The organism is Pseudomonas sp. SBB6 (genome assembly GCF_024213215.1).
GTDB classification, from domain to species: Bacteria; Pseudomonadota; Gammaproteobacteria; order Pseudomonadales; family Pseudomonadaceae; genus Aquipseudomonas; species Aquipseudomonas donghuensis.
Genome location: NZ_JANAVH010000006.1, coordinates 237,787 through 262,598, shown reverse-complemented (window position 1 = coordinate 262,598; position 24,812 = coordinate 237,787). Strand labels below are relative to the sequence as shown.

At 64.0% G+C, this 24,812-nt stretch carries 25 protein-coding genes and 1 pseudogene; 10 read left to right on the top strand and 16 right to left on the bottom strand.

What is annotated here, in order from left to right; all coding sequences use genetic code 11:
* Nucleotides 1-136 precede the first annotated feature (136 nt).
* The 4 genes from NLX68_RS14685 to NLX68_RS14670 all read left to right on the top strand — a co-directional run bounded on the left by NLX68_RS14685 (nt 137) and on the right by NLX68_RS14670 (nt 2,824).
* Nucleotides 137-1,069, top strand: coding sequence for a DMT family transporter (locus NLX68_RS14685; protein ID WP_254284576.1), 933 nt, complete (start codon nt 137-139; stop codon nt 1,067-1,069).
* A 120-nt stretch (nt 1,070-1,189) separates the two neighbouring features.
* Nucleotides 1,190-1,528 carry an FKBP-type peptidyl-prolyl cis-trans isomerase gene (locus tag NLX68_RS14680; protein WP_254284575.1) on the top strand — a complete coding sequence of 113 codons (339 nt, stop codon included), beginning with the start codon at nt 1,190-1,192 and terminating at the stop codon, nt 1,526-1,528.
* A 17-nt stretch (nt 1,529-1,545) separates the two neighbouring features.
* Nucleotides 1,546-1,956 carry a hypothetical protein gene (locus NLX68_RS14675; RefSeq protein WP_254284574.1) on the top strand — a complete coding sequence of 137 codons (411 nt, stop codon included), beginning with the start codon at nt 1,546-1,548 and terminating at the stop codon, nt 1,954-1,956.
* Between the two features lie 205 nt (nt 1,957-2,161).
* Nucleotides 2,162-2,824 carry a histidine phosphatase family protein gene (locus NLX68_RS14670; RefSeq protein ID WP_254284573.1) on the top strand — a complete coding sequence of 221 codons (663 nt, stop codon included), beginning with the start codon at nt 2,162-2,164 and terminating at the stop codon, nt 2,822-2,824.
* Nucleotides 2,825-2,827: 3 nt separating this feature from the next.
* Here NLX68_RS14670 and NLX68_RS14665 read toward each other — a convergent pair whose 3' ends face one another.
* From NLX68_RS14665 to NLX68_RS14655, 3 genes are all read right to left on the bottom strand, one after another.
* Nucleotides 2,828-3,514, bottom strand: a complete 687-nt coding sequence (locus NLX68_RS14665) for a hypothetical protein (RefSeq protein WP_254284572.1) — start codon at nt 3,512-3,514, stop codon at nt 2,828-2,830.
* The gene (locus NLX68_RS14660; RefSeq protein WP_254284571.1) at nt 3,511-4,260 is read right to left on the bottom strand and encodes a hypothetical protein; all 750 of its coding nucleotides are present in this window, start codon (nt 4,258-4,260) and stop codon (nt 3,511-3,513) included. The genes NLX68_RS14665 and NLX68_RS14660 overlap by 4 nt, the downstream gene beginning before the upstream one ends.
* Before the next feature lie 65 nt (nt 4,261-4,325).
* Nucleotides 4,326-5,228 carry a LysR family transcriptional regulator gene (locus tag NLX68_RS14655; protein WP_254284570.1) on the bottom strand — a complete coding sequence of 301 codons (903 nt, stop codon included), beginning with the start codon at nt 5,226-5,228 and terminating at the stop codon, nt 4,326-4,328.
* A gap of 105 nt (nt 5,229-5,333) precedes the next feature.
* On the opposite strand from NLX68_RS14655, the gene NLX68_RS14650 reads away from it, so the two are divergent.
* The gene (locus tag NLX68_RS14650) at nt 5,334-6,575 is read left to right on the top strand and encodes a D-amino acid dehydrogenase (RefSeq protein WP_254284569.1); all 1,242 of its coding nucleotides are present in this window, start codon (nt 5,334-5,336) and stop codon (nt 6,573-6,575) included.
* Between the two features lie 35 nt (nt 6,576-6,610).
* Nucleotides 6,611-7,522 (top strand): transporter substrate-binding domain-containing protein, encoded by a 912-nt coding sequence (locus NLX68_RS14645; RefSeq protein ID WP_254284568.1) that lies wholly within the window; start codon nt 6,611-6,613, stop codon nt 7,520-7,522.
* A 99-nt stretch (nt 7,523-7,621) separates the two neighbouring features.
* Here NLX68_RS14645 and NLX68_RS14640 read toward each other — a convergent pair whose 3' ends face one another.
* Nucleotides 7,622-8,059: an Lrp/AsnC family transcriptional regulator gene (locus tag NLX68_RS14640; RefSeq protein ID WP_010225080.1), complete on the bottom strand. Its 438-nt coding sequence runs from the start codon at nt 8,057-8,059 to the stop codon at nt 7,622-7,624.
* Between the two features lie 131 nt (nt 8,060-8,190).
* On the opposite strand from NLX68_RS14640, the gene NLX68_RS14635 reads away from it, so the two are divergent.
* Nucleotides 8,191-9,096 (top strand): DMT family transporter, encoded by a 906-nt coding sequence (locus NLX68_RS14635; RefSeq protein WP_254284567.1) that lies wholly within the window; start codon nt 8,191-8,193, stop codon nt 9,094-9,096.
* On the opposite strand, the gene NLX68_RS14630 is transcribed toward NLX68_RS14635, so the two are convergent.
* The gene (locus NLX68_RS14630; protein ID WP_254284566.1) at nt 9,083-9,775 is read right to left on the bottom strand and encodes an alpha/beta hydrolase; all 693 of its coding nucleotides are present in this window, start codon (nt 9,773-9,775) and stop codon (nt 9,083-9,085) included. The two genes, NLX68_RS14635 and NLX68_RS14630, sit on opposite strands and share 14 nt — an antisense overlap.
* Nucleotides 9,776-9,844: 69 nt before the next feature.
* Here NLX68_RS14630 and NLX68_RS14625 point away from each other — a divergent pair.
* Both NLX68_RS14625 and NLX68_RS14620 read left to right on the top strand, forming a co-directional pair.
* Nucleotides 9,845-10,212 (top strand): annotated as a pseudogene (locus NLX68_RS14625) (methyltransferase domain-containing protein).
* Between the two features lie 22 nt (nt 10,213-10,234).
* Entirely contained in the window at nt 10,235-11,140 is a 906-nt protein-coding gene (locus tag NLX68_RS14620) for a LysR family transcriptional regulator (RefSeq protein ID WP_254284565.1), read from the top strand.
* Here the strand turns inward: NLX68_RS14620 and NLX68_RS14615 are convergent.
* Nucleotides 11,137-11,790, bottom strand: a complete 654-nt coding sequence (locus tag NLX68_RS14615; RefSeq protein WP_254284564.1) for a DsbA family protein — start codon at nt 11,788-11,790, stop codon at nt 11,137-11,139. The genes NLX68_RS14620 and NLX68_RS14615 overlap by 4 nt on opposite strands.
* A gap of 167 nt (nt 11,791-11,957) precedes the next feature.
* On the opposite strand from NLX68_RS14615, the gene NLX68_RS14610 reads away from it, so the two are divergent.
* Nucleotides 11,958-12,887, top strand: coding sequence for a class I SAM-dependent methyltransferase (locus tag NLX68_RS14610; RefSeq protein ID WP_254284563.1), 930 nt, complete (start codon nt 11,958-11,960; stop codon nt 12,885-12,887).
* 63 nt (nt 12,888-12,950) lie between these two features.
* Here the strand turns inward: NLX68_RS14610 and NLX68_RS14605 are convergent, their stop codons facing one another.
* From NLX68_RS14605 to hyi, 10 genes are all read right to left on the bottom strand, one after another.
* Nucleotides 12,951-14,414: a PepSY domain-containing protein gene (locus tag NLX68_RS14605; protein ID WP_254284562.1), complete on the bottom strand. Its 1,464-nt coding sequence runs from the start codon at nt 14,412-14,414 to the stop codon at nt 12,951-12,953.
* 10 nt (nt 14,415-14,424) lie between these two features.
* Complete coding sequence (locus tag NLX68_RS14600) at nt 14,425-16,593, bottom strand: TonB-dependent siderophore receptor (RefSeq protein WP_254284561.1); 2,169 nt, start codon at nt 16,591-16,593, stop codon at nt 14,425-14,427.
* A gap of 101 nt (nt 16,594-16,694) precedes the next feature.
* Entirely contained in the window at nt 16,695-17,081 is a 387-nt protein-coding gene (locus NLX68_RS14595; protein ID WP_254284560.1) for a DUF2946 domain-containing protein, read from the bottom strand.
* A 159-nt stretch (nt 17,082-17,240) separates the two neighbouring features.
* Nucleotides 17,241-18,242, bottom strand: a complete 1,002-nt coding sequence (locus NLX68_RS14590; RefSeq protein ID WP_254284559.1) for a sulfate ABC transporter substrate-binding protein — start codon at nt 18,240-18,242, stop codon at nt 17,241-17,243.
* 93 nt (nt 18,243-18,335) lie between these two features.
* Nucleotides 18,336-19,160 carry an ion transporter gene (locus tag NLX68_RS14585; protein WP_254284558.1) on the bottom strand — a complete coding sequence of 275 codons (825 nt, stop codon included), beginning with the start codon at nt 19,158-19,160 and terminating at the stop codon, nt 18,336-18,338.
* A gap of 44 nt (nt 19,161-19,204) precedes the next feature.
* On the bottom strand, nt 19,205-20,092 hold the full coding sequence (locus NLX68_RS14580) for an urea transporter (RefSeq protein WP_254284557.1): 888 nt from the start codon (nt 20,090-20,092) through the stop codon (nt 19,205-19,207).
* A 141-nt stretch (nt 20,093-20,233) separates the two neighbouring features.
* Nucleotides 20,234-21,649 carry a pyruvate kinase gene (gene pyk, locus NLX68_RS14575; RefSeq protein WP_010225100.1) on the bottom strand — a complete coding sequence of 472 codons (1,416 nt, stop codon included), beginning with the start codon at nt 21,647-21,649 and terminating at the stop codon, nt 20,234-20,236.
* Nucleotides 21,639-22,919 (bottom strand): glycerate kinase, encoded by a 1,281-nt coding sequence (locus NLX68_RS14570; RefSeq protein ID WP_036994350.1) that lies wholly within the window; start codon nt 22,917-22,919, stop codon nt 21,639-21,641. Before NLX68_RS14570 ends, pyk begins: the two co-directional genes overlap by 11 nt.
* A gap of 92 nt (nt 22,920-23,011) precedes the next feature.
* Nucleotides 23,012-23,905: a 2-hydroxy-3-oxopropionate reductase gene (locus NLX68_RS14565; RefSeq protein ID WP_254284556.1), complete on the bottom strand. Its 894-nt coding sequence runs from the start codon at nt 23,903-23,905 to the stop codon at nt 23,012-23,014.
* A 117-nt stretch (nt 23,906-24,022) separates the two neighbouring features.
* On the bottom strand, nt 24,023-24,805 hold the full coding sequence (hyi, locus tag NLX68_RS14560; protein WP_254284555.1) for a hydroxypyruvate isomerase: 783 nt from the start codon (nt 24,803-24,805) through the stop codon (nt 24,023-24,025).
* Nucleotides 24,806-24,812: the final 7 nt, after the last annotated feature.

Genomic DNA, 24,812 nt, shown 5'->3' with positions numbered 1-24,812 from the left:
GGAATGGCTGAATCATAAGGTCGATGCTTTCAGCGTTAAAGGTATTCCTCAGGGGAATGCCTGCATGCCGAATGATCTTTTGTCCAGGCGTTATCCAGGCGGTAGCCTGCGCACTTCTTTGAACAGGAGCAGGCACGTGAAACGGGGTGTGGTCTATGCCGGTACAGCCGGTGCGATGTGGGGGCTGGTGCTGATGGTGCCGCAGCTGTTGCCGGAGTTCAGCCCGGTGCTGCTCAGTTGCGCGCGCTTCGTGCTGTTCGGCCTGGTGACACTGGTGTTGGCGATTCCCATGCGCAAAGCCCTGAAATATCTGACCTTGAGCGACCTGTGGATGATCGGCCGCCTGGCCCTGATCGGCAACCTGCTGTATTTCATCTGCCTGGTGGCGGCGATCCAGCGGCTGGGCGTGGCGCCGGCGTCGTTGATCGTCGGCGTGCTGCCATTGACCATCACCCTGTATGGCCGCCACGACAGCGGCGGGGTGGCGCTGCGGCAATTGTTGCTGCCGCTGGGCCTGATCCTTGCCGGTATGCTCTGCATCAACCTGCAGACCTTTGCGCTGGAGCCCGGGGCGGTGGCCGACAAGCTTGCCGGTGTGCTCTATGCCCTGGGCGCGCTGGCCTGCTGGACCTGGTATGCGGTGCACAACAGCCGTTACCTCAAGCAGTGCGGGCATTTTGATAGCCATCAGTGGTCGGTGCTCAGCGGAGTGATGACCGGCGTGTTCAGCCTGGTACTGGTGGCGGTACTGGCGCTGTGGCAGCCGGCCCCGTTGCAGGTCCAGGCGCCGCCTGAGCGTTGGGCGCTGTTCTGGCTGTACAGCCTGGGGTGCGCGGTGTTCGGTTCGTGGCTGGCGGCGGTGTTGTGGAATGCCGCGTCCAAGCGTATGCCGCTGACCCTGAGTGGCCAGTTGATCGTCTTCGAAACCCTGTTCGCCTTGCTCTACGCCTTCATCTGGCGCCAGAGCGGCCCGAGCCTGCTGGAAGGGGCGGCGATTGTCCTGGTGATCGGCGGCGTGTGCTGGTCGATGCGCCAGCATGAGCCGGGCAGGGCGCCAGCGACTGCCTGAGACCCGTGTGGGAGCGGGCTTGCCCCGCGATGCCATGATGGTCATGGGCCTTGCAAAACCCCGCCAACCCTGCGAAAACGCTGGCCACCAAAAGCATATCCCGCTTCAACGAGGTCAAGCATGAGCAGCGAACTGCAAATCATCGATATCCAGCCAGGCGATGGCAAGGCCGTGGTCAAGGGCGCGCTGATCACTACCCAGTACACTGGCTGGCTCGACGACGGTACGCAATTCGATTCCTCCCACAGCCGTGGCAAGCCGTTCCAGTGCGTGATCGGCACCGGCCGGGTGATCAAGGGTTGGGACCAGGGCCTGATGGGCATGCAGGTCGGCGGCAAGCGCAAGCTGCTGGTGCCGGCGCACCTGGGCTATGGCGAGCGCAGCGTAGGCGCGATCCCGCCCAATTCGAACCTGACCTTCGAGATCGAACTGCTCGAAGTCCTTACCCGCGACGATTGATACAGGAGCACCCCCGCATGGATGCAGTCATTCAAGAGCAGCCCTCTGGCTGCGGTATTGCCGCCTGCGCCGCCCTGGCGCAGATCGATTATGCCCAGGCCCGGCAGTTGGCCAATTCACTCGGTATTCATGCCGAGGACCCGCAGTTGTGGTCCGACGCCACCTACGTACGGCGCTTGCTGAGCCACCTGGGCATTGCCGCCGATACCGAGCAGACCCAGTTCAGCAGCTGGCAGGCGCTGCCAGACCGGGCACTGCTGGCGATCAAATGGCGCCTGCACAACGGTCGGCCCTTCTGGCATTGGGTAGTGTTCGTGCGTGAGGCCGGTGAGTGTTACGTGCTGGACTCCAAGAAGGCCCTCAAGCACAACCGCCGGCAGGATTTCGGCCGGATGAAACCGAAGTGGTTCATCGCCATCGGCACCTGACAGCCGTCTTAATTCAGCAACATCACCACGCTACAGTGGCCTCAGGCTCAGGGCCGAGCCTTCAGGGATCGAACCAATCGGCATTCTTGCACTCTGAAGCATGCCCGATTCCATGGACGGAACATCAGACAGGGATCCCCCCGCGGCTTCGGCCGCGGGGTGGCACAGGCGGGTCAGCCTCAACCCTTTTGCTGTGAAGAGCCCTATGAAGTTGCCGTCCTTGTTCACGCGTCACCGTCACGCTGCGTTGTCCCTTGCTCTGCTTGCCGGTGTCGGCCTGCTGGCCGTCGAGGCGGTGGAAAGTCGCGCCGAACCTGTGGACGGTGTACAGACCCTGGTGTTCCTGCGTCACGCCGAAAAACCCGGCGAAGGCCTGGGGCAGCTCAATTGCCAGGGCCTCAACCGCGCCCTGGACCTGGCCACGCTATTGCCAGAGAAATTCGGCAAGGCCGACTACGTGTTCGCCGCCAACCCGTCCCGGCAGGTTGAAGAGGGCAGCAAGGACGACGCCTACAGTTACATCCGCCCGCTGATGACCATCAGCCCCAGCGCCATCAAGCTCGGCCTGCCGGTCAATATCGACTTCGCTGCCAATGACACCGGCGAGCTGGCCGACGAGCTGCTGCAGGACAAATACCGCAACGCCACCGTCTACACCGCCTGGTCCCACGGCTACCTGCCGGAACTGATCAACAGCGTGGCGGGCAAGGCGCTGGGGGAGAAACGGGTGATCACCGAGGACTGGGACGGCGGCGATTTCGACTCGATGTATGTGCTGACCCTGACCTGGCACGACGGCAAGGCCAGCCTGCTCAGCCGCAACTACAAGCAGGGCCTGAACAACGGCGAGCACACCTGTCCGAGCTGATCCTCAGTTCAGTGCTTCGAACTGCCCCTTGGCTTCGCGCCACTCAAATACCTTGCCCAGGCAATAGCTGCTGGCTTCCAGCAACACCTGGGTGCTGCCGCCCTCGAGCCGCACCTTGAGGGTGTCAATGCCCTGACTGTGGCAATCGGGCAGATCGACCTCGAGGGTTTGCACCCGCTTGCCACTGGCCTTTTCCATGACCTCGATGGTTTTCACCCGGTCGTGGTCGTCAGCCAGCGGGATCTGGAAATAGAAGCGCTCGGTGGACGCCGCCTGGGGTAATGACGGGGTGCCGGCAGGCCAGACGTGCTGATGACCGAAATCAGCCACCAGGCGCAACTCCAGGGGCAACTGCCTGGCATTGGCGTAGGCCGTCCAGGTGCCGAGCATGGGCTCTCTGGCGGCGTTGTCATCGGGGTTGTAGAACCTCAGTCGAGCCGTGGGCAAGCCGCCGCTGTCCAGTTCATCCATGAACAACTGGCGGCTGTAGTTCACCGAGCGCTTGAGGCGGATCGGCGTGCGATAGCGATCGTAAAAGTAGAAGCCGTGCTTGTAGTCGTTGGTTTTCTCGATCACCAGGGTGATCGCTTGCTTGCCCAAGGTGCCGTGGTACACCGACTGGTAAGCCTGGGCACCGAGGCTCAGGCCGAGCAGCCCGACGGCCAGCAGGCACTTGCGTAGTGTGCTCATCGGTTGCGCTCCATGGCTTGCTGCTCAGTCTTGAGCGCGTAGCGATCGCTGGCCGGTTGATAGACGTAGTACTGCAGGGCCTCGCCGGCAGCGCCACCACTGGCCAGTTGGCCCACCGGGGTGGCCTTGAAATCAATCACGCCATCGCCGTTGAAGTCGGCAAAACTCAGGCTGGCACTGCCTTGAAAGAACAGCGCCAGGTTGTCGATGACCTGCACGGTCTGGCCGCTGGTGCGATCAATGATACTGATGCTATCGACAGTGCCGACGTACTCGCCTGCGTCCTTGTGCGCGTGCACGCGAAATAGCCGGCGCCCGTCCAATGGCAGTTGCAGCAATTGGCCCTGCCAGGACGAATCCTGGCGGTCGCTGAAACGCGTAACACGTTTGAGCTGCAGGGTTTGCCGTTCGCGGTTGACCAGGTTCACCCGGGCACCGCGCAGCTCGCGGTCGTGGGTAAAGACGAAAGGCTGAATCAGCAGTGCGGCGGAGGGCAGGTCAGGGTTGTTCAGGATGTTGATCAGCAGCGGCAAGCGATGGTCGTAGGGCGTGCGCTCAAGCGGGATCGGCCATTGGTGCTGTGGTTCCAGCCAGTAACCCTCGATGGTCTTGTGCTGGGCGTCGTAGGTCAGGGCGACTTCGATTTCGCTGTCGCCCTGGGTGCCCTGATAGACGTGCACGGGCGGCACAGCCAGGACGGCGGCGCTGCTCAGCAGCGTGGCAACGGTAATGAACAGGCGAACCATGCTGCGATCCTTGCAAGGGTAGGGGCGCAAGGATGGGCTGCTTGCCAGCGCTTTTCAAGGCATGGCTAGCGGCTGACCCGGGCGATCTGTTCACGGGCCCGCTCGCTGAATAGCCGCAACAGGTCGTCGAGGGTATGCGGCTGGCTCTCGTTGGCACGGGTCAAGGCATACAGGGTAATGGGCAGGGCGGGATTCAACGGCCGCACCAGCGTTTGCGCCGAACCCTGGGCGGTAAACGGATCGATCAACGCCAGCCCTGCACCGGCTTCGACCATGGCCCGGGCCAGGGAATAGGTTTGTACGCGGATGCTGATTCGCGGTGCCGGCTCCAGGCTCTTCAGGTAATGGCCGACCTGGGCGGCCAGCGGGTCGCTGCTGCTCAGGCCGATCAACGGCGCATCGGCCAGGGCTTCAACCGCCAGCGGTACGCCCTGGCGGTCTTCGCACCAATAGCCCTTTGGCGCCAGTGCCACCAGCATGCCATGGGCCAGGGGCTGCACATTCAAGCCGGGATGTTCGGGATGGCGCAAGGTCAGGGCGACGTCGATCTCGCGCATCAGCAACTGCTGCACCAGCTCGCGGCTGTGCAAGCTCGACAGTTCGCACTCGGACTGTGGATGGCGCTCGGCCCACTGGCTGATCACCGGGGGGAACAGCGCCAGGGCCAAGGCCGGCGTTGCCCCGATACGCAGGGTCATGCCCGGTTGTCGGCGCAGGCTGGCGGCCAGGCGGCGAACGCCCTCAACGCTGTCGCTGACCTTGTCGACCTCACGTTCCAGCGCCAGGGCTTCCGGGGTGATCTGCAACTTGCCGCGCACCCGCAAAAACAGCGGGAAGCCCAGCTGCGCTTCGGCGTGCTGGAGAATCTTCGACACCGCAGGCTGCGTTACGTGCAGCAACTGTGCGGCGCCGCTGATGGAGCCGGTCTGGCGGATGGCCTGGAACACTTCGATATGACGCAAGCGCATGGGGCGGCCCATAACCTTTGTTTATGTTTTACCCATTTTTATTCATTATCGCCAGGCTGTCACCGGGCCTAGTCTGAAGGCCTTCGGATTGGCGGATGAAAGCACATGACACAGCGGGTAACGGTGATCGGCGGCGGCGTCATTGGTCTGGCAACGGCCTACGCCCTGGTGCGTGACGGCTTTGCCGTCGACCTGATCGAGGCACGTGACAGCCTTGCCGGCGGCGCCAGCTTTGCCAACGGCGGGCAGTTGTCTTATCGCTATGTCGCACCCCTGGCCGATGCCGGGGTGCCGTTGCAAGCGCTGGGCTGGCTGCTGCGCCGCGACTCGCCACTGAAACTGCGCCCGCGTCTGGACCTGGCGCAATGGCGCTGGATGGGGGCCTTTATGGCCGCATGCCGCAGTTCGGTCAATCGTGCCAATGCCGCACACCTGCTGCGCCTGGCCCTGCACAGCCAGAGCACGTTGACGCAATGGCGCGAGGAAGACGCTCTGGATGGGTTCGCCTGGCGGCGTAACGGCAAGTTGGTGACCTTTCGTAACCGCGCAAGCTTCGCGCATGCCCGCCAGCACCTGCTCGACCCGCAAGGCCAGCGCGTGCTTGATGGGCAAGAGATCGGCACGCTGGAGCCGGCCTTGGCCAATGCCCCCTTCATCGGCGGGGTGTTTACCGCCGACGAGGAGGTCGCCGATTGTCACCGCTTCTGCCTGGCCCTGGTCGAGCGCTTGCAGGCGTCGGGGCAATGCCGCTTGAGGCTCGGGCAGACGGTGACGCGCATCCGTTACAGCGGCGCGGTGGTGCAGGCGCTGGAACTGGGTGAGCAGGTCTTGCCGGTGGAGCGCCTGGTGCTGTGTGCCGGGCACCGCAGTGCCAGCCTCGGCCTGCCCGGGTTGCACCTGCCAATCTATCCCCTCAAAGGCTACAGCCTGACCGCGCCGATCAAGGCCGGGCAGCAGGCGCCCCAGGTGAGCATCACCGACTATGACCGCAAGATCGTCTATGCCCGCCTTGAAGACCAACTGCGCATCGCCGCCATGGTCGATATCGTCGGCTTTGATGAAGCGCTCGATCCAGCGCGGCTGGCCAGCATGCGCCAGTTGGCCGTGGCGACCTTGCCCGAGGCCGCCGACTACCAACATGCCCGCGAGTGGGCCGGGATGCGTCCGGCAACCCCCAGTGGCGTGCCGTTGCTCGGTGCCACGGCGTACCGCAATCTGTGGCTGAACCTGGGTCATGGCGCCCTGGGCTTTACCCTGGCCTGTGCCAGTGGCCGGCTGCTGGCCGAACTGATAGGCGGCCGTACGCCGTCGATCGACCTGCACGGCCTTACCCCACGGGCGGCCTGAACTGAACAAGAACAACAACCGCAAGGAGTGTCCCGATGTCGATTACCCGTTTGCACCGTCCTGCTCTGCTTGCCCTGTCATTGTGCTTTGCGCAGCCCATTCTGGCCGAAACGCCGCCGCTCACCGGCAGCCTGAAGAAGATCGCCGAATCCGGCAGCATCACCCTCGGCTATCGCGACTCGTCCATTCCGTTTTCTTATGTGGGCGATCATAGCGGCAAGCCCATGGGCTATTCGGTCGACCTGGCGGCTGAAATCGTCAAGCACCTGCAGGCAAGGCTGGCAGTGCCACCGCTCAAGGTGCGCTACAACCTGGTGACCTCGCAGACGCGTATCCCGCTGGTACAGAACGGTACGGTCGATCTGGAGTGCGGTACCACCGGGGTCACGGCCGAGCGGCAGAAACAGGTGGATTTCTCGTATGGCTTTATCTTCGTCAAAGGCCAGTTGCTGACCAAAAAGGACAGCGGCATTCAGGGCCTTGATGACCTCAAGGGCAAGAACGTGGTCAGCACCGCCGGCACCACCAACGAGAAGTACCTGAAAAACTACAACCTGGAGCACAACCTAGGGGCCTCGGTGATCAGCGCCAAGGACCATGGCGAGGCCTTCATGATGCTGCAGTCCGGGCGCGCGGCGGCGTTCTACATGGATGATGCGCTGCTGTACGGCGAGCGGGCCAAGGCGCGCAACCCCCATGACTGGGTGGTGGTGGGCGAGGCGCAATCGAAGGAGATCTACAGCTGCATGGTGCGCAAGGGCGATGAGGGCTTGCTGGCGCTGGTCAACGAGGCGCTGGCGGATGTCTATCGCAGCGGGCGCATCGAGGGCATCTACAATCGCTGGTTCCAGCAGCCGATCCCGCCTAATGGCCTTAACCTGGAGTTTCCGATGACCAGTGAATTGAAGGGCTTGATTGCCAGGCCGTCGAGTGAGCCGGTGCAGTAACGCCGCCGGCCCTGCAGGGTACACACAACTCCACTGTGGGAGCCGGCCTTGCCGGCGATGAGGCCAGTGCGGTCAGCACAGGATCGAGTGCATACAGCTTCAGGCCATCGGCGGCAAGCGTCGTTTCACCGGGGTCTTCTTGACGATCGCGGTGTTGGTTTCGGCATGGCTGTTGAGCTTGTCCAGCACGGTGTCGAGCTGTTCCATCGAGCGCACGTGCAGGCGCGCGATAAAACAGTCGTCGCCGGTGACCTTGTCGCACTCGGTGAACTCGGGGATGGCCATGATCTGCCGCTCCACCTCCTGCAACTGCCCCGGCAGCGGCCGCACCCGCACGATCGCCTGCAACTGGTAACCGAAACAGCGCGGGTCGATCTCCACCGTGTAGCCCGTGAGTACGCCACGCTCTTCAAGCCGGCGCAGGCGTTCACTGACGCTGGGGGATGACAGGCCGCTGAGCTGTGCCAGCGCTTTAAGCGAGCGTCGCGAGTCTTCCATCAGCGCCTTGATCAACAGCTGGTCGATGTCGTCGGTCATATTGGCCTCGTTAGGCAAAAAACCAAATCTGCCTTGATAGTAAAGGTAGAGGTTCAGTCTAGCCTGTTTTATCCACTGGAACGGACCCTGAGGCCCTTGTCATAATTTGCCCATCGTCAAGGAGGTGAGTGATGGACAGTTCAATACGCCGTGGGTCGTTCGAGATGGTCGCCGCGATGTTGATTTCCGGGACCATTGGCTGGTTCGTGCTGGTGTCCGGGCAACCGGTGCTGGATGTGGTGTTCTGGCGCTGCGTGTTCGGCGCCGGCACCTTGCTGCTGATTTGCCTGGCCATGGGTTTTCTCAAGCCCAATCTCCTGACCCTGACCACCTTCGCCCTGGCGGTGTTCAGTGGTGTGGCCATCGTCGGCAACTGGGTGTTGCTGTTCGCCTCCTACTCGCGTGCCTCGATTGCCATCGGCACGGCGGTATACAACGTCCAGCCGTTCATGCTGGTGGGCCTGGCGGCACTGTTTCTCGGCGAGAAAATCACCGTGCCGAAGCTGTTCTGGCTGGCGGTTTCCTTTGTCGGGATGCTCGCGATCGTCAGCGCCCATGGCAGCCAGGGCGGCAGCGGCAACGACTACCTGCTGGGCATTGCCCTGGCCCTGGGCGCGGCGTTTCTGTATGCGCTGGCGGCGCTGATCATCAAGCGCCTGAGTGGCACCCCGCCGCACCTGATCGCCTTGATCCAGGTGTGTACCGGCATCCTCCTGCTGGCGCCCTGGGTCAATACCAGTGGCCTGCCAGGCGACGTGGGTGCGCTGGCCAGCCTGGTGACCTTGGGCATCGTCCACACCGGGGTGATGTACGTGCTGTTGTACGGCGCGATCCAGAAGCTGCCGACCGCCTTGACCGGGGCGCTGTCGTTCATCTACCCGATCGCGGCGATCTTCGTCGACTGGTTCGCCTTTGGCCATCGCCTGGAGCCGCTGCAATGGCTGGGGGTGGCCGCGATCCTGCTGGCCGCGGCCGGTATGCAGCAAGGCTGGTGGTTCAAGCCCGCGCTCAAGGCTCCGGCGGTCAAGCCAGACTGACCGCCGCACGGTCGATCAGGGCTGCCACTTCGGCGGCCCTGGAGGCCAGTGAGGCATGGCTGGCGTCCAGCGTGAGCAACTCCTTGGGCTGCATGCGTTCAGCCATGAGTTTCTGGTTGTCCGGGTGGATCATCCGGTCGTGGCTCGAGAGCTGGTACCAGGTGGGTTTGTGTTGCCACGCAGGGTCGCCGATGGTGTCGCCGAAGGTGCTGGCCAGCGGCGCCTTCTGGGTCACGCTCATGACCAGCCCTTCGTCCTTGCTCAGGTCCTGGCAAAAGCTTTCATGCATTTTCTCGGGTTTGATCCACAGGTAGCCATCGCCATCCGGCTGCAGGTTGGCTGCCGCTTCAGGCGGGTGGTTGGCAGTGATGCTGCCTGGGCTTTCGCCATTTTCGGGGGCAAAGGCGGCAATGTAGACCAGGCCCGCGACATTGGCCTGGTTGCCCATCTGGGTAATCACCGCGCCGCCGTAGGAGTGCCCGACCAGCAGCACCTTGCCCGTAATCGAGGCGACCATCTTGCGTGTGCGTTCGGCATCGTCGGCCAGGGAGGTCAGGGGCATTTCCACCGCATGCAGGTTACGGTGGCCCAAGCGTGACAGTTCGAGGATAACCCGGCTCCAGTGGGCGGCGCCGCCCCAGAAACCATGGACCAGGACAATGGACGGGGTCTCGCTCATGATCGTTCTCCAGTGCAGGGGTGGAATGCTAGTGTAGATGCTTATGACTGCTTATGAAGGACCGCGCCGATGGCCCAGAACATCGACGACAATCCGGACTTTTTCCATGGCTACAGCCAGCTGGGGCGCTCGCGCGCAGACCTCGACACCCTGGAATTGCCCAAGGCCGCCTTCGATCTTGCCTACAGCTCCCTGACCCTGCATTACATCGACGATCTGCCGCGTCTGTTCGCCAACGTGCACGCGGCCTTGCGCCCGATGGCGTGATCAAGTATCACCGCACCCTGGGCACCTTGCTCAATCAGCTGGTAGGCGCCGGCTTCACCCTGGCCCATGTGCAGGAGTGGGGGCCGAGCGCTGAACAGATCCAGGCCTGTCCGGCATTGGCCGAAGAGCAGGAACGGCCCATGCTGTGCCTGGTGGCCGCGCAACGTTGAACGCGCATACAGGGAGGTAGGCATGTTTTCCAAAATCAGCCTCGAGCAGTGGCGTGCATTTGTCGCCACGGTCGAGTGCGGCGGCTTTTTGCAGGCTGCCGAGCATTTGTTCAAGTCCCAGTCGGCGGTCAGTCATTCGGTCAATCGCATGGAGGTGCTGCTCGGCCATGAGCTGTTCATCATCGAGGGTCGCAAGGCGGTTTTAACCCCCTTGGGCCAGGCGTTGCTGCCCCAGGCCAAGCATTTGCTCGGCGCGGCGCAAAAGCTTGAACAATTGGCCAATCAGTACCAGCCGGGGTTGTTCAACGAGCTGGCGCTGGCGGTCGATGTGCTGTTCCCGCTCGAGCTGTTGCAAGAGGCTTTGCAGGGGTATTCGGCAACTTTCGCGGACTATCGTATTCGCCTGTATGAAACCGCATTGTCTGGTGCGGGCGAGCTGCTGGAAGACGGCAAGGTCGAACTGGGAATTGCCAGCAGCCTGCCCGCTGGTTACCTGCAAGAATTGCTGCTGACCGTAAAACTGGTCTGCGTGGTCGGCGCCGATCACCCGCTGGCCGGCAGCCAGGGCGAGCTGGGCCTTGCGGATTTGCAGCCGCATCGGCAGGTGGTGATTCGTGACTCGGGCACCCGCCATCCGCAGAACAGCGGCTGGCTCGGCACCTCCCAGCGCTGGACGGTCAGCAGCCTGGCGGCGGCCTGCACCCTGGTCGAACGCGGGATGGGCTTTGCCTGGCTGCCCGAGCATGCGATCAATGAATCGCTGGCTGCCGGGCGTTTGCGCCGCGTGGCGCTGCAGCATCAACGCCAGCGGGAAGTGCCGCTGTACATTGGCTACCCGCAAGCGCTGCGGCACAGCCCCGACGTGCAGCTGCTGGTGCAGGTGCTGGGGGAGCTGTGCCAGCGCTGCAATAGCCGCTGCGTACCTTAAGACAAAATCGCCTCGGTCTTGTCCAGGTTGTCGCGGATGTCGCTGAGCACCTGGCGCAACTGCTCCAGGGTCAGGCATTCAGACAAGCGAAAGCGCTTGGCGATCACCAGCGAGGGCACCGAGCGCAAGCCCAGTTCGCGACCCTGGCGCAGATCCCGCTCCAGCAACGCAGGCGCATCGTGCTGCAAGCTGTGGGCGAAGGCCTGTGGATCGAAGCCGGCCTCTGCGGCGATTGCCAGCACAGTGGCCTTGTCACCGATGTTGCGGTTCTTGACCAGGTGCGCCCACTGCAGGCGGTCGAACATCCGTTCGTGACCGGCATTGCCAGCCAGCGCATGGGCTGCCTGGCAGGCAGTGGCGGCGAGCAGGCCGTTGGGGTATTCGAAGTCTTGCTCGCGCATGCCCGGGATGTTGATGCGTTTTTCGTCCTCGGCGCGGGCGCAGGCCTGCCAGTGATCAAGGATGGTTTCCTTGGCCTGGGGCATCGAGCCAAAGCGCTGGATCATCGCCTCGCGGCTGCTTTGCAGGATGAAACTGCGGTGCTGGATATCCAGCTCGAACTCGGCTTGCAACTGTTTTAGGCGCGGGGCCAGGACAAAGCACCAGGCGCAGACGACATCGTGGAAGAATTCGATTTTCAGGGTAGACATGGCAAAGATCCGCGAGTGAAGGTGCGGGCACTATCGGCAACGGCGGCGGGCAAAAAAAGCGACAAAAACCGGCCACACTCACCCATCTTGTTCATCAATGGCCGAACGGCCTGCTGTCACCGGCGGGGCAGGGTAGAATAGGCGGCTTTACCCGATTGAAACTGCCCATGACCTCTGTGATCGACACCCTCCAGCAGCACCTGCTCGCCGCCCTTGACCCGGCGCCGGCCGAAACCCGCCGCCTGTTTCACGGGCGCGGGCGCTGCTGGCCGGGGCTTGAGCAGATCACCGTGGACTGGTTGCAGGGCGTGCTGCTGGTGTCGCTGTTTCGTGAGCCGCCCGAGGGCCAGTTGCCGGCCCTGGAGCAGATGCTCCTGACGCTTGCCCAGGCGCCATGCTGGAGCGGCCAGGCGATTCTGCTCCAGCATCGCTACCTGCCGGACAGCCCCGGGCAGTGGCTGCTGGGCACGCCCAGCGAGCACTGGCTGATCGATGAGGACGGCCTGCGCTACCAGCTGGACCTGGGCCTTAAGCAGAACACCGGGCTGTTCCTCGACATGCGCTATGGCCGGCGCTGGGTGCGTGAGCAGGCGGCGGGCAAGCGCGTGCTCAACCTGTTCGCCTACACCTGCGGGTTCTCGCTGGCGGCGATTGCCGGCGGTGCCGAGCAGGTGGTGAACCTGGACATGGCGCGTTCGGCGTTGAGCCGTGGGCGCGACAACCATCGGCATAACGGCCATGACCTGGGCAAGGTGAGTTTTCTTGGCCATGAGCTGTTCAAGTCGTGGGGCAAGGTGCGCAAGTCCGGGCCCTATGACCTGATCATCATCGACCCGCCGACCTTCCAGAAAGGCAGCTTCGTCCTGACCCAGGATTACCGCAAGATCTTGCGGCGCCTGTCGGAACTGTTGAGCGACGGCGGCACGGTGCTGGCCTGCGTCAACGATCCGGCCATCGGCCCGGACTTCCTCGTCGACGGCATGGCCGCAGAAGCGCCGGGGCTGACCTTCGTCGAACGCCTGGCCAACCCGCCGGAGTTCCCCGATAGCGATCCGGCGGGCGGGCTCAAGGCGTTGGTGTTCAGGGACCTTGTGTAGGAGCGGGCTTGCCCCGCGATAGCATTCTGTAAAGCCACCGCGCATCGCGGGCCAAGCCCGTTCCTACTTGGCTAATCGCCTCCAGCCCAGCACCACACCACTGACACTCAGCACCAACCCGCCCAGGCTGAAGGCGATCATCCAGGCATCCCACAACGGCCGCTGTTGCAACAACGGCAGCCAGTCCCAACTGTGCAGCAACGAGAACAACCAGCGCGACACGCGCCGGGGCTGGTCGAGCACGCCCAGCACCTCGCCGGTGTACAGGTCCAGATGCAGCCAGGTCTGCTGCGGGTCGGCAAAGCGCACGCGCAACACCGGCAAGCGTTTTTCCAGGTGCCCGAGCATGCTCTGTTCGGCCCTGGCGTAGTAGTAGAAGTCGTAGGCTTCTAGCTGCTCGCTGTGCATCTGGTCCTGTGGCAGCAACGCTTGCGCTGCATGCTCGAGCAGCTCCCTGGGCAGGCGCTCGAGCACCTGGCCGTCGGCCATCGACAGCACCCGGGTGCGCCCGGCGCCGTCATGACCGACCAGGTACCCCGCACCAGCGATCAAGCGCCACTCAAGTTCACGCGCGGTGAAGCCCTGTTGGTCAAAGCGCATCAGCGCTTCACTGGCAGACACCGGAAAAGCCGCCGCCGACAACGGCCCGCCTTGATACGCCGCAACGTTCAGTGGCACTGAACTGCTGAACAGCCGCCACGGGTTCATCGACATCAGGCCGCTGAAGATCCAGGTGATCGCCAGCACGCCGAACAGCAAGCCGCCGATATGGTGCCAACGGGCAAACCCACGGTAGGGCGAGCGCGAGCCACTGCGATAGGGCTTGCGCAGGCGCCAACGGAGGATGCCGATCACTGCGCCGAGCACTGCCATCAGCGTGCCGGCCAGCGACAGGTAGATCACCAGGTTGCTCCACAGGCCGTCCAGGCCGATGCCACGCAACGGGTACAGCCAGTGCAGCCAGGCGCCGACCAGGTTCCAGCCGCGTTCCACGGCGCTGGCATCGCGCACCACTTCGCCGGTGTGCCCGGAGATGTACAGCAGGGTGCGCTCGCCATCGTCGAGCTGTACCCGCTGCAACGGGCGCTCGGCGTCGAGGGCGCGAGAGTGGCTCCACAGGTCCTCAAACACTGCGCCGCGATAGCTGGCCGTGGCCACGGCGTCGTACTGACGAGCACTGGCCAGGGCCTGTTCGCGCTCGATCGGTTGCAGGCGCTGGCCAGTGCGGGCATCCACCGCCACGCTGGCGCGGCCCGGATAGCTGAACAGGTAGCGCGGCTCAGCGGCCACCATGCTCAGGCGGATGCTCGCGGGGCTGCGTTCGGCATCGGCACTGCGCAGGGCAGTACCGAGGTCGACGCAGCAGTCTGTCAGGCGCAGTGCTGGCAGATGGGCGAAGTGCTCGCGCGGGGTCAACTTGGGGTAGCCGACATAGAGCATGACCATCCCCGAGAAGAACCACAGGGCCATGAACAGGCACAGCCCGATGCCCAGCCAGCGGTGCCACAGGTACAGGTAACGTTTCATCGGTGGCGTCCTAGAAGCGCGTCTGCACGGCCAGCTCCAGGGTGCGCGGGGCACCGAGGTAGAGCATGCTCGAGGAGGTCCAACGGGCGTACACCTCGTCGGTCAGGTTGCGTACCCGGGCGGTGATGCGCGTGTCGTCATCGACCTTGTAGCCGAGGAAGGCGCCGAAGATCGTGTACGCCGGCGCGTAGCGGGTGTTGGCTGCATCGGCATACACCGAAGATACATAGCGGCTGTCGGCACCGACTTGCCAGCTCGGGTCGATGTCGTAGGTCAGCCACAGGTTGGCAACCCGCTCGGGGATGTTGGTCGGCGTGTTGCCCTTGCGCGAGATCGAGCGACCGCCGACGTTCTCGTTGAACTCATCGTACTGGGCGTCGACATAGGCAAAGTTACCCTCGGCCAGCAGCTTCGGGGTGACGTGCAGCGAGGCGGCCACCTCGACCCCGCGCGAAGACTGCTTGCCCACCGGCTGGGTGACGCTGGGGTTGGCGGCATCGGCGGTGGCCAGGTTCTTGCGCTCGATGTGGTAAGCGGCGACGGTGGCGGCGCCACGACCGTCGAGGAAGCTGAACTTGCTGCCCACTTCCAGTTGCTTGCCGGTGCTCAGGTCGAAGTCGCGTACCGAGGCAAAGCTGGCGGTGCTGAGCATGCCCGAGGGCGGGTCGGCGGCGGTGCTGTACTGCACGTAGACGTTGGCCGCCGGGGTCAGCTCGTAGACCAGGCCGATGCGCCCGGTGGTGGGCTCGTAGCTGCGCTGGAAGTCCAGCGGGTTGTTGGCATCGACCGTACGGTAGTTATGCACATCGAGGTCGATATGGTCGTAGCGCAAACCAGTGAGCAGCGACAGGCGCTCAGTCAGTTGCAGACGGTTTTCGACGAACGCCGCCCAGGTGTCGACGGTGTTCTCGCGGTTCTTCTGATAGCCCGGGACCATGCCGTTCAGATCATAGAAATGCCCGGGTTCGAAGGTGGCCGGGTCGACGCTGTCGAAAATGCCGGTGATCGAGCGCGGGTAGCTCATCTGCACGTTGTGGCTGTAGTCCAGGCCCGCCGACCATTGGCTGTTCAAGCCGAACAACTGGCCCTCGTGCAGTAGCTCGAAGCGGTTGCCGTTGAGCTCCTGGTCGTGGCGTTGCAGCAGCGCGTTGGAGCGGTTTACCCGGCTGTTGTCGGCGTTGTAGGCGTAGGTTTCGAGGTTACGGAAGTTACGCTCGGTGTTGTAGTGGTAGAGCGTGTTGCGCAGCGAGGTGGTGTCGTTGATACGGTAGTCGGTGATCGAGCGCAGCCAGCGCACGCGCTGTTCGTAGCGGCCGTCCTCGACGTTGTAGTTCTCGAAGCGGCGGCTCTCGTCGACCTTCATTTCGCCACCCAGCGGGTTGAGCACCGGGCTGCCCCAATAGGGGCTGTCGACCGTTTCGTTCTGATACTCAACGGCCAGGGTGTGGGACAACCGGTCGTTGATGTCGGTGAGCAGGGAGAACGCCACGGTCCAGGCATCGCGCTCTTCGCGATCGACATAGCCGTTGCTTTTACTGTGGCTGAAATCCAGGCGCGCATAGTTGCGGATGCCGTCGCCGTCGTTGAGCGCATGGTTGAAACCGAACGAGGTTTCGCTGCTGTCGTAGGAGCCGTACGTGATCCGCCCTTCTTTGAAGTTCTCGTCACGACTGGCCAGCTTGGTGATGTAGTTGATCGAGCCGCCGACGGCACCGGCACCGAAGAGGAAGCTCGACGGCCCGCCGACGGCTTCGACCCGGTCATAGATCCAGCTGTCCACCGGGCGCGCGGCGATGGAGTCGTACTGCACGCTGATACCGTTGAACAGTTGGGTGATCTGCGCCCCGGAAAAACCCCGGTACGCCACCGAGCCTGCCGAGCCGGGCGGCGAGGCAGCGGTCATGCCGGGCACGCCGTTGAGCACGTCCTGGGTGGTCTGGGCGCCGCGCTGCTGGATCTGCTGGCGGTTGACGATGTTCACCGAAGCCGGGGTTTCCCGTGGCGTCAGGCCAAGGCGCGAGCCGGTTTGCGAAGGGGTGTCGAGCAGCACGCCGTCTTCGGCGTCGGCGCGGCCGTTGATGCGCAGGTCAGGCAGGGTCAGCGGCGCCTCGGCCACAGCATTGAAGGACAGCGCGCACAGCAGTGCCGCGCAACCGGACAGGCGATAGGAGTAGGGCATGAATCACACTCTGGAAATTGAGCCAACGGCCGCCTGCGCCTGTCAGGCAGGCGCAGCAAAAAACGGCCGGTTTCAGGCAGCCCGGGGAGCTGCCAGGAGGTTCAAGCCAGAAGCGGGGAGGCGCGGGGATTGGCGGCGGGCCAGCAATAACGCGGCGGTGCCTTGCTGCGCAGTTCGCGGTGATAGCGGCGTACACGGCTGACCGCCAGCAGCCAGCCGATAACCAGCGCAAGGCCCAGGCACACCACGGCCGCGGCGCACACCGGGCAGGTCTGCATACTGTCCCAGCCGGCTACTGCCTGATCGCCGAAATCGCTTTTCAGTGTCGGCCCGGCGCTGCCCATGGCTGAGCAATAGCCGCCGCCAATCCCATTGAGCTGCAAGCCCATCATCTGCCCGTGACCGAAACCGCAGGCGAACAGATTGAACAGGACACAGAAGTACAAGGTCCAGGCAATCAGCGGGCGGTCGGAGGGGGTGCGGTTCATGGCCGCGACTTTAGCACCGATGCCCGCAGGCGTTAAAGCCGAATCAGGCCTGTTGTTCGGTGACTTTCTGCGGCGGCGGGTTGTATTGCGCGAAGCAATCGCGGGGCAAGCCCGCCCCTACACATTCAGTAGGAGCGGGCTTGCCCGGCGATGAGGCCCTTACTGCCCGGTATAGATCTGGTCGAAAACCCCGCCATCGTTGAAGTGGGTTTTCTGCACGGTGCGCCAGTCACCGAAGGTCTTCTCCACCGAGAGGAAGTCGACTTTCGGGAAGCGGTCGGTGTACTTGGCCAGTACCGTTGCATCACGCGGACGCAGGTAGTTGTTGGCAGCGATTTCCTGAGCCTCTGGCGACCACAGGTACTTCAGGTAGGCCTCGGCGGTGGCGCGGCTGCCTTTCTTGTCGACCACCTTGTCGACCACGCTCACCGGCGGCTCGGCCTCGGCGGAAACGCTTGGGTAGATCACTTCGAACTGATCGCGACCGAACTCGCGGGCGATCATCTCGGCTTCGTTCTCGAAGGTCACCAGCACGTCGCCGATCTGGTTGGTCATGAAGGTAGTGGTGGCGGCGCGGCCACCGGTATCGAGCACCGGTGCCTGCTTGAACAGCTTGCCGACAAAGTCCTTGGCCTTGTTCTCGTCACCACCGTTCTTCAGCACATAGCCCCAGGCCGAGAGGTAGGTGTAGCGGCCGTTGCCGGAGGTTTTCGGGTTCGGCACGATGACCTGGACGCCGTCCTTGAGCAGGTCGGGCCAGTCTTTCAGGGCCTTGGGGTTGCCCTTGCGGACGATGAATACGGTGGCCGAGGTGAACGGCGCGCTGTTGTTCGGCAGGCGCGTGACCCAGTTATCCGGGACCAGTTTGCCGTTGTCGGCCAGGGCATTGATGTCGGTGGCCATGTTCATGGTGATGACGTCGGCCGGCAGGCCATCGATCACCGAACGGGCCTGCTTGCTGGAGCCACCGAAGGACATCTGCACGGTGATTTTCTCTTTGTGCTCGGCTTCCCAGTGCTTTTGGAACGCGGCGTTGTAGTCCTTGTAGAAGTCGCGCATCACGTCATAGGAGACGTTCAGCAACGGTGCCGGAGCGGCCTGGGCCAGGGAGCCGAAGGCGAGGCCGGCGGCCAGAAGCGAGGCACTGAAGAGTTTTTTCACTGCGCATTCCTTGTTCGAGTTGGCGTTAAAGGCATTATGCCAGCGACTATAGCGGTTGGGCTTTAGGCGCTAAAAGATTAAAAAGTGCTTTGCTTATAGCGTTTTCTTGAACAGCGCATTGCCGCAGCGCGAGCAGAACGCGGCGCCGTGCTCATGGCTGTTTTTCCGGCACACCGGGCAGTCGTGCTGCAGTTGTTCGCCGCGCATGGCGTTGGCAAGCTCCGCAGTGAAAATCCCGGTGGGCACGGCGATGATCGAGTAACCGGTGATCATCACCATCGATGACAGCACCTGGCCCAGCGGGGTCTTGGGCACGATGTCGCCAAAGCCGACGGTGGTCAGGGTGACGATGGCCCAGTAGATGCCCTTGGGGATGCTGGTAAAGCCATGCTCGGGGCCCTCGACCACGTACATCAGGGTGCCGAACACGGTGACCAGGGTCGAGACGCTGAGCAAGAACACGATGATCTTCTGCTTGCTGCCGCGCAGGGCCGCGAGCAGGTAATGGGCCTGCTTGAGGTACGGGCTGAGCTTGAGCACGCGAAAGATCCGCAGCATACGGATGACGCGGATGATCAGCAGGTACTGGGCGTCGCTGTAGTACAGGGCGATGATCCCCGGCACGATCGCCAGCAGGTCGACCAGGCCATAAAAACTGAAGGCGTAGCGCAAGGGCTTGGGCGAGCAGTACAGGCGGATCAGGTACTCGACCAGGAAGATCGCGGTAAACCCCCATTCGATGGCCGCCAGCACCCCGGCATAGCGCTGGTGCACCTCGTCGATGCTGTCGAGGATCACCGTGACCAGGCTGGCAAGGATGATCAGCAGCAGGATGCTGTCGAAGCGCCGGCCGGCGACCGTGTCGGTTTGAAAAACGATGACGTAGAGCCGCTCGCGCCAGCTCGAAGGGGTGTCCATAGGCTCGTTCCGAAGGCAGATGGGCAGAGCCTAGGGGCTGCACCTCAGCTGTGCAAGCGACGCCGGCTGTGGGACGTGGGCAGGTGCAGCAGGCGGCCGCCGCCGTGCAGCAGCCAGCAGGCGAGGATGAACGGCGCGGTCAGAGCGGGCACCGGCAGCAGGCTGAACGCCGGTTGCAGGGCAATCGCCAGGACGATGGCCAGCAGCGGCAACCAGGGCCGCTGGCGCTCTTGGCTGAAGGCCAGGGCGGCAAGGGCAGCGTTGAAGCCGAACAGGCCGTTATAGGCCGCCATGGCGTCGCCACCGAGCAACGCCACGCTGCCGCCGATGGCCGAGCCGAGCAGGGCCCAGACTGCTGCGTAGCGATTGGAAATCAGCAGGCCGATGGCGATCAGCCCTCCGGCCAGGGGCTGGTCGAGCAAGAAGATCTGCCCGAGACCGCGCGCCAGGGCGAACAGCGGGTTGGCCTCGACGCTGGTGCTGGCGGCGCTGGCGGGTTCGGCCATGGCCAGCGCAGCCCAGCCGAGCAAGACGAACGGCGCCGTGTAGGCGGGCAGCAGTTGCCGGGGCCCGGCGCGCTTGAGCCACTGGTGCACGAGCATGCTGCTCAGGCCGCCGGCGGCGATGATCAGGGGCGGCAGGATCGCCGACCAGGGCAGGGCATAGCTGATCAACAGGCCGATCAGCACGCCGTTGTAGCTGTACAGGCCGGCCTGGCGGTCGCTGCGGTTGTAGCCGCGTCGCTGGGCGGTCAGCAGCCCGGCGAGGGCACCGAGCAAGGCGCCACCGACCAGGTCGGGCGCGGTCAGGGTAATCGCCAGCAAGCAGCACAGGCCACACAGCGGATTGCGCTGCAGCAGCACCTGGCTGAAGCCGTTGAGCAAGGCCGTGGCCCAGTCGGGGCACGGGTTGACGAAATTCTTGGTGTACATGGGGGCAGTCTGGGTTGATGTGGAGTGGGGCGCCTCTTTGGGCCGGGTTGTCCCACCTGGGGTTTGTGTTGCACTCATCGCGGGTCAAGCCCGCTCCCACAGGCCTGTAGGAGCGGGCTTGACCCGCGATAGGCCTCACCTTCAGATCAAGGTCTCGATCCGCAGCGTGTTAGTCGACCCTGGCTTGCCAAAAGGCACACCGGCAGTGATCAACAGGGTATCGCCACGGCTGGCCATGCCTTGGGCCTGGGCGATTTCCAGCGCGGTGGAGCAGATTTCGTCGACCTGGCGCAGACGATCGTTGACCACCGAGTGCACACCCCAGGCAACGCTCAGGCGCCGGGCGGTGGACAGGTTGGGGGTCAGGTTGAGGATCGGTGCCCGTGGCCGCTCGCGGGCGGCGCGCAGGGTCGAAGCCCCCGACTCGCTGTAGTTGACCAGCACCGCCACCGGCAGGATGCCGCTGATGCGGCGGATTGCGCAGCTGATGGCGTCCGACACGGTGGCTTCGGCTTTCGGCCGGCCGACGTCGAGCTGCGCCTGGTAGTCCGGGCCATTCTCCACCTGGCGGATGATCTTGCTCATCATCTGCACCGCTTCCAGTGGGTAGTCACCCGAGGCGGTCTCGGCCGAGAGCATCACCGCATCGGCGCCTTCGGCCACGGCGTTGGCCACGTCGGTGACTTCGGCGCGGGTCGGGGCCGGGGAGAAGCGCATCGATTCGAGCATCTGCGTAGCCACCACCACCGGTTTACCCAGTTCGCGGCAGGTGTTGATGATGCTTTTCTGGATCTGCGGCACGCTTTCGGCCGGCACTTCCACGCCCAAGTCGCCACGGGCGACCATGATCGCGTCGCTGAGCTCGGCGATGGCGCGCAACTGGGTCACCGCCGAAGGTTTCTCGATCTTGGCCATCAGGTAGGCGCGGTCACCGATCAGCTGGCGCGCTTCGACGATGTCTTCCGGGCGCTGGACGAACGACAGCGCCACCCAGTCCACGCCCAGCTCCAGACCGAAGCTCAGGTCGCGGCGGTCCTTGGCGGTCAGCGGGCTCAGCTCCAGTACCGCTTGCGGCACGTTGACGCCCTTGCGGTCGGACAGCTCGCCGCCGTTGAGCACTTCGGTCTCGATGGCGTCGCTGTGCTTGGCGGTCACCCGCAGGCGCAGCTTGCCGTCATCGAGCAGCAGGTCCATGCCCGGCTCCAGCGCGGCGATGATTTCCGGGTGCGGCAGGTTGACCCGCGAGGCAGTGCCCGGGGTGCTGTCCAGGTCCAGGCGCAGGGCCTGGCCGCGTTGCAACTGGACCTTGCCCTCGGCAAAGCGGCCAACGCGCAGCTTGGGCCCTTGCAGGTCCATGAGGATGCCCAGCGGGTAGTTGAGCTGGCTCTCCACCTCGCGGATCCACTGGTAGCGCAGGGCGTGGTCTTCATGTTCGCCGTGGCTGAAGTTCAGGCGAAAGATGTTCACCCCGGCCTCGACCAGCTGGCGGATGTCATCGATGCCCTTGATCGCAGGGCCGAGGGTGGCAAGGATTTTGACTTTCTTATCAGGCGTCATGTCGGGCACTCTCGAGAATCAGGATGGCGCGAAAATCGTTGACGTTGGTCCGCGTCGGCTCGGTGACGATCAAGGCATCGAGCGCGGCGAAGTAGCCGTAGCCGTTGTTGTTGTCCAGTTCATCGCTGGCCGACAGGCCCAATGCCGCGGCGCGGGCGTAGCTGTCCGGGGTCATCAGGGCGCCGGCGTTGTCTTCGGAGCCGTCGATACCGTCGGTGTCACCAGCCAGGGCATAGACCCCGGGCAGGCCCTTGAGGCTTTCGGTCAGGCTCAGCAGAAACTCGGCATTGCGCCCGCCACGGCCATTGCCGCGCACGGTCACGGTGGTCTCGCCACCGGAGAGGATCACGCAAGGCGGCGACAGCGGTTGACCGTGCAGGACGATCTGCCGGGCGATGCCGGCATGGACCTTGGCCACTTCGCGCGATTCGCCTTCCAGGTCGCCGAGGATCAGCGGGCTGAAACCGGCCTGGCGGGCTTTGACTGCGGCGGCTTCGAGCGACTGCTGGGGGCGGGCGATGAGCTGGAAGTGGCTGCGGGCCAGGGCCGGGTCATCGGCCTTGACGGTCTCGGACGCCGGGTTGTTCAGCCAGGCGGTGACCGCCGCGGGCGCTTCGATGTTGTAGCGCTTGAGGATCGCCAGGGCCTCGGCCGAGGTGCTCGGGTCGGCCACGGTCGGGCCGGAGGCGATCACTGTGGCCAGGTCCCCGGGTACATCGGAAATCGCATAGGTGTAAACGGTGGCCGGCCAGCAGGCCTTGGCCAGGCGCCCGCCCTTGATCGCCGAGAGGTGCTTGCGCACGCAGTTCATCTCGCCGATGGTCGCGCCGGATTTGAGCAGGGCCTTGTTGATCTGTTGCTTGTCGGCCAGGGTCAGGCCTTCGGCGGGCAGTGCCAGCAGCGCCGAACCGCCACCGGAGAGCAGGAAGATCACCCGGTCGTCAGCCGTGAGGTTGCTGACCATTTCCAGCACCCGTTTGGCCACGGCCAGGCCGGCGGCATCCGGGACCGGGTGGGCGGCTTCGACCACTTCGATCTTCGAGCAGCTGGCGCCGTGGCCGTAGCGGGTGACCACCAGGCCGGACACCGGGCCCTTCCAGGCACGCTCGACGACTTCGGCCATGGCGGCGGCAGCCTTGCCGGCACCGATGACGATAACGCGACCGCTGCGGTCGCTGGGCAGGTGGGCTTCAAGGACCTGGCGGGGATGCGCGGCATCGATGGCCGTGGCGAACAGCTCGCGCAGAAAGTGTTGCGGATCGACCGACATGGCAGGCTCCAATCTTATTGTTCTTCAGAATCAAAAACGCCCCTGGGCCTGCCTCCGTGCAGGCTGACCCAGGGGCGGTGTTGCCCGGGGTCTTATTTGTCGTCGCGGATCGAGAAGTTGGCCATGTGTTCCAGGCCCTTGATCAATGCCGAGTGGTCCCAGTTGGCGCCGCCGATCGCGGCGCAGGTGCTGAACACTTGCTGGGCGTTGGCGGTGTTGGGCAGGTTGATGTTCAGTTCCTTGGCGCCTTGCAGGGCCAGGTTCAGGTCCTTCTGGTGCAGGCTGATACGGAAGCCCGGATCGAAGGTGCCCTTGATCATGCGCTCGCCGTGTACTTCGAGAATCTTCGAAGAGGCGAAACCGCCCATCAGTGCTTCACGCACCTTGGCAGGGTCCGCACCGTTCTTGGCCGCGAACAGCAGCGCTTCGGCCACGGCCTGGATGTTCAGGGCAACGATGATCTGGTTGGCGACCTTGGCGGTCTGGCCGTCGCCGCTGCCGCCGACGCGGGTGATGTTCTTGCCCATGACCTGGAACAGCGGCAGGGCGCGTTCGAAGGCGTTCGGGCAACCGCCGACCATGATGCTCAGGGTCGCGGCCTTGGCACCGACTTCACCGCCGGAAACCGGGGCGTCGAGGTAGGTCGCGCCGGTGGCCTTGATCCTCTCGGCGAAGGCTTTGGTGGCGGTCGGCGAGATCGAGCTCATGTCGATCACCACCTTGTTCGGGCCCACGCCCTGAGCCACGCCGTTGTCGCCGAACAGCACCGACTCCACCTGTGGGGTGTCGGGCACCATGACGATGATGAATTCAGCTTCCTGGGCCACTTCTTTCGGGTTGGCCAGGGCCACGGCGCCAGCGGCGACCAGGTCGGCAGGCGCGGCATCGTGGTGGGTGGAGATAAACAGGCTGTGCCCGGCTTTTTGCAGGTTCTGCGCCATTGGCCGGCCCATGATGCCGGTGCCGATAAATCCGATTTTAGCCATGAGAAATGCCTCTTGTAATTGTTGAATGCAGGGCACTGTAGGAGCGGGCTTGCCCCGCGATTCGATAGTGGCCCTACCGCCGCTATCGCGGGGCAAGCCCGCTCCTACAGGTAATCCTTAAATCGCGTTATGGCTCTTCAGCCAGCCAAGGCCCGCTTCGGTGGTGGTCAGCGGCTTGTATTCACAGCCCACCCAGCCCTGGTAGCCGATGCGGTCCAGGTGTTCGAAGAGGAAGCGATAGTTGATCTCGCCGGTGCCTGGCTCGTGGCGGCCCGGGTTGTCGGCCAGCTGGATGTGGTTGATCTTGGCCAGGTTGCTTTCCACAGTACGGGCCAGGTCCCCTTCCATGATCTGCATGTGGTAGATGTCGTATTGCAGGTACAGGTTGCTGCTGGCCACTTCCGCCTGGATCTCCAGCGCCTGTTGGGTGGTGTTCAGGTAGAAGCCGGGGATGTCGCGGGTGTTGATCATTTCCATGACCAGCTTGATCCCGGCGGCCTGCAGCTTGTCGGCGGCAAACTTGAGGTTGTCGACGAAGGTCTTGCGCACCGTGGCGCAGTCCGGGCCTTGCGGGCGGATGCCGGCCAGGCAGTTGACCTGGGTGTTGCCCAGTACCTGGGCGTAGGCGATGGCAAGATCGACACCGGCGCGGAATTCTGCAACGCGGGCCGGGTCGCAGGCGATGCCGCGATCACCCTTGGCCCAGTCGCCGGCCGGCAGGTTGAACAGCACCTGGGTCAGGCCGTGGGCATCGAGCTGCTGCTTGATTTCAGCCGAGCTGAAATCGTACGGGAACAGGTACTCGACACCGCTGAAACCAGCGTCGGCAGCAGCCTTGAAGCGGGCGAGGAAGTCCTGCTCGGTGAACAGCATGGACAGGTTGGCGGCGAAACGTGGCATGGTTGTC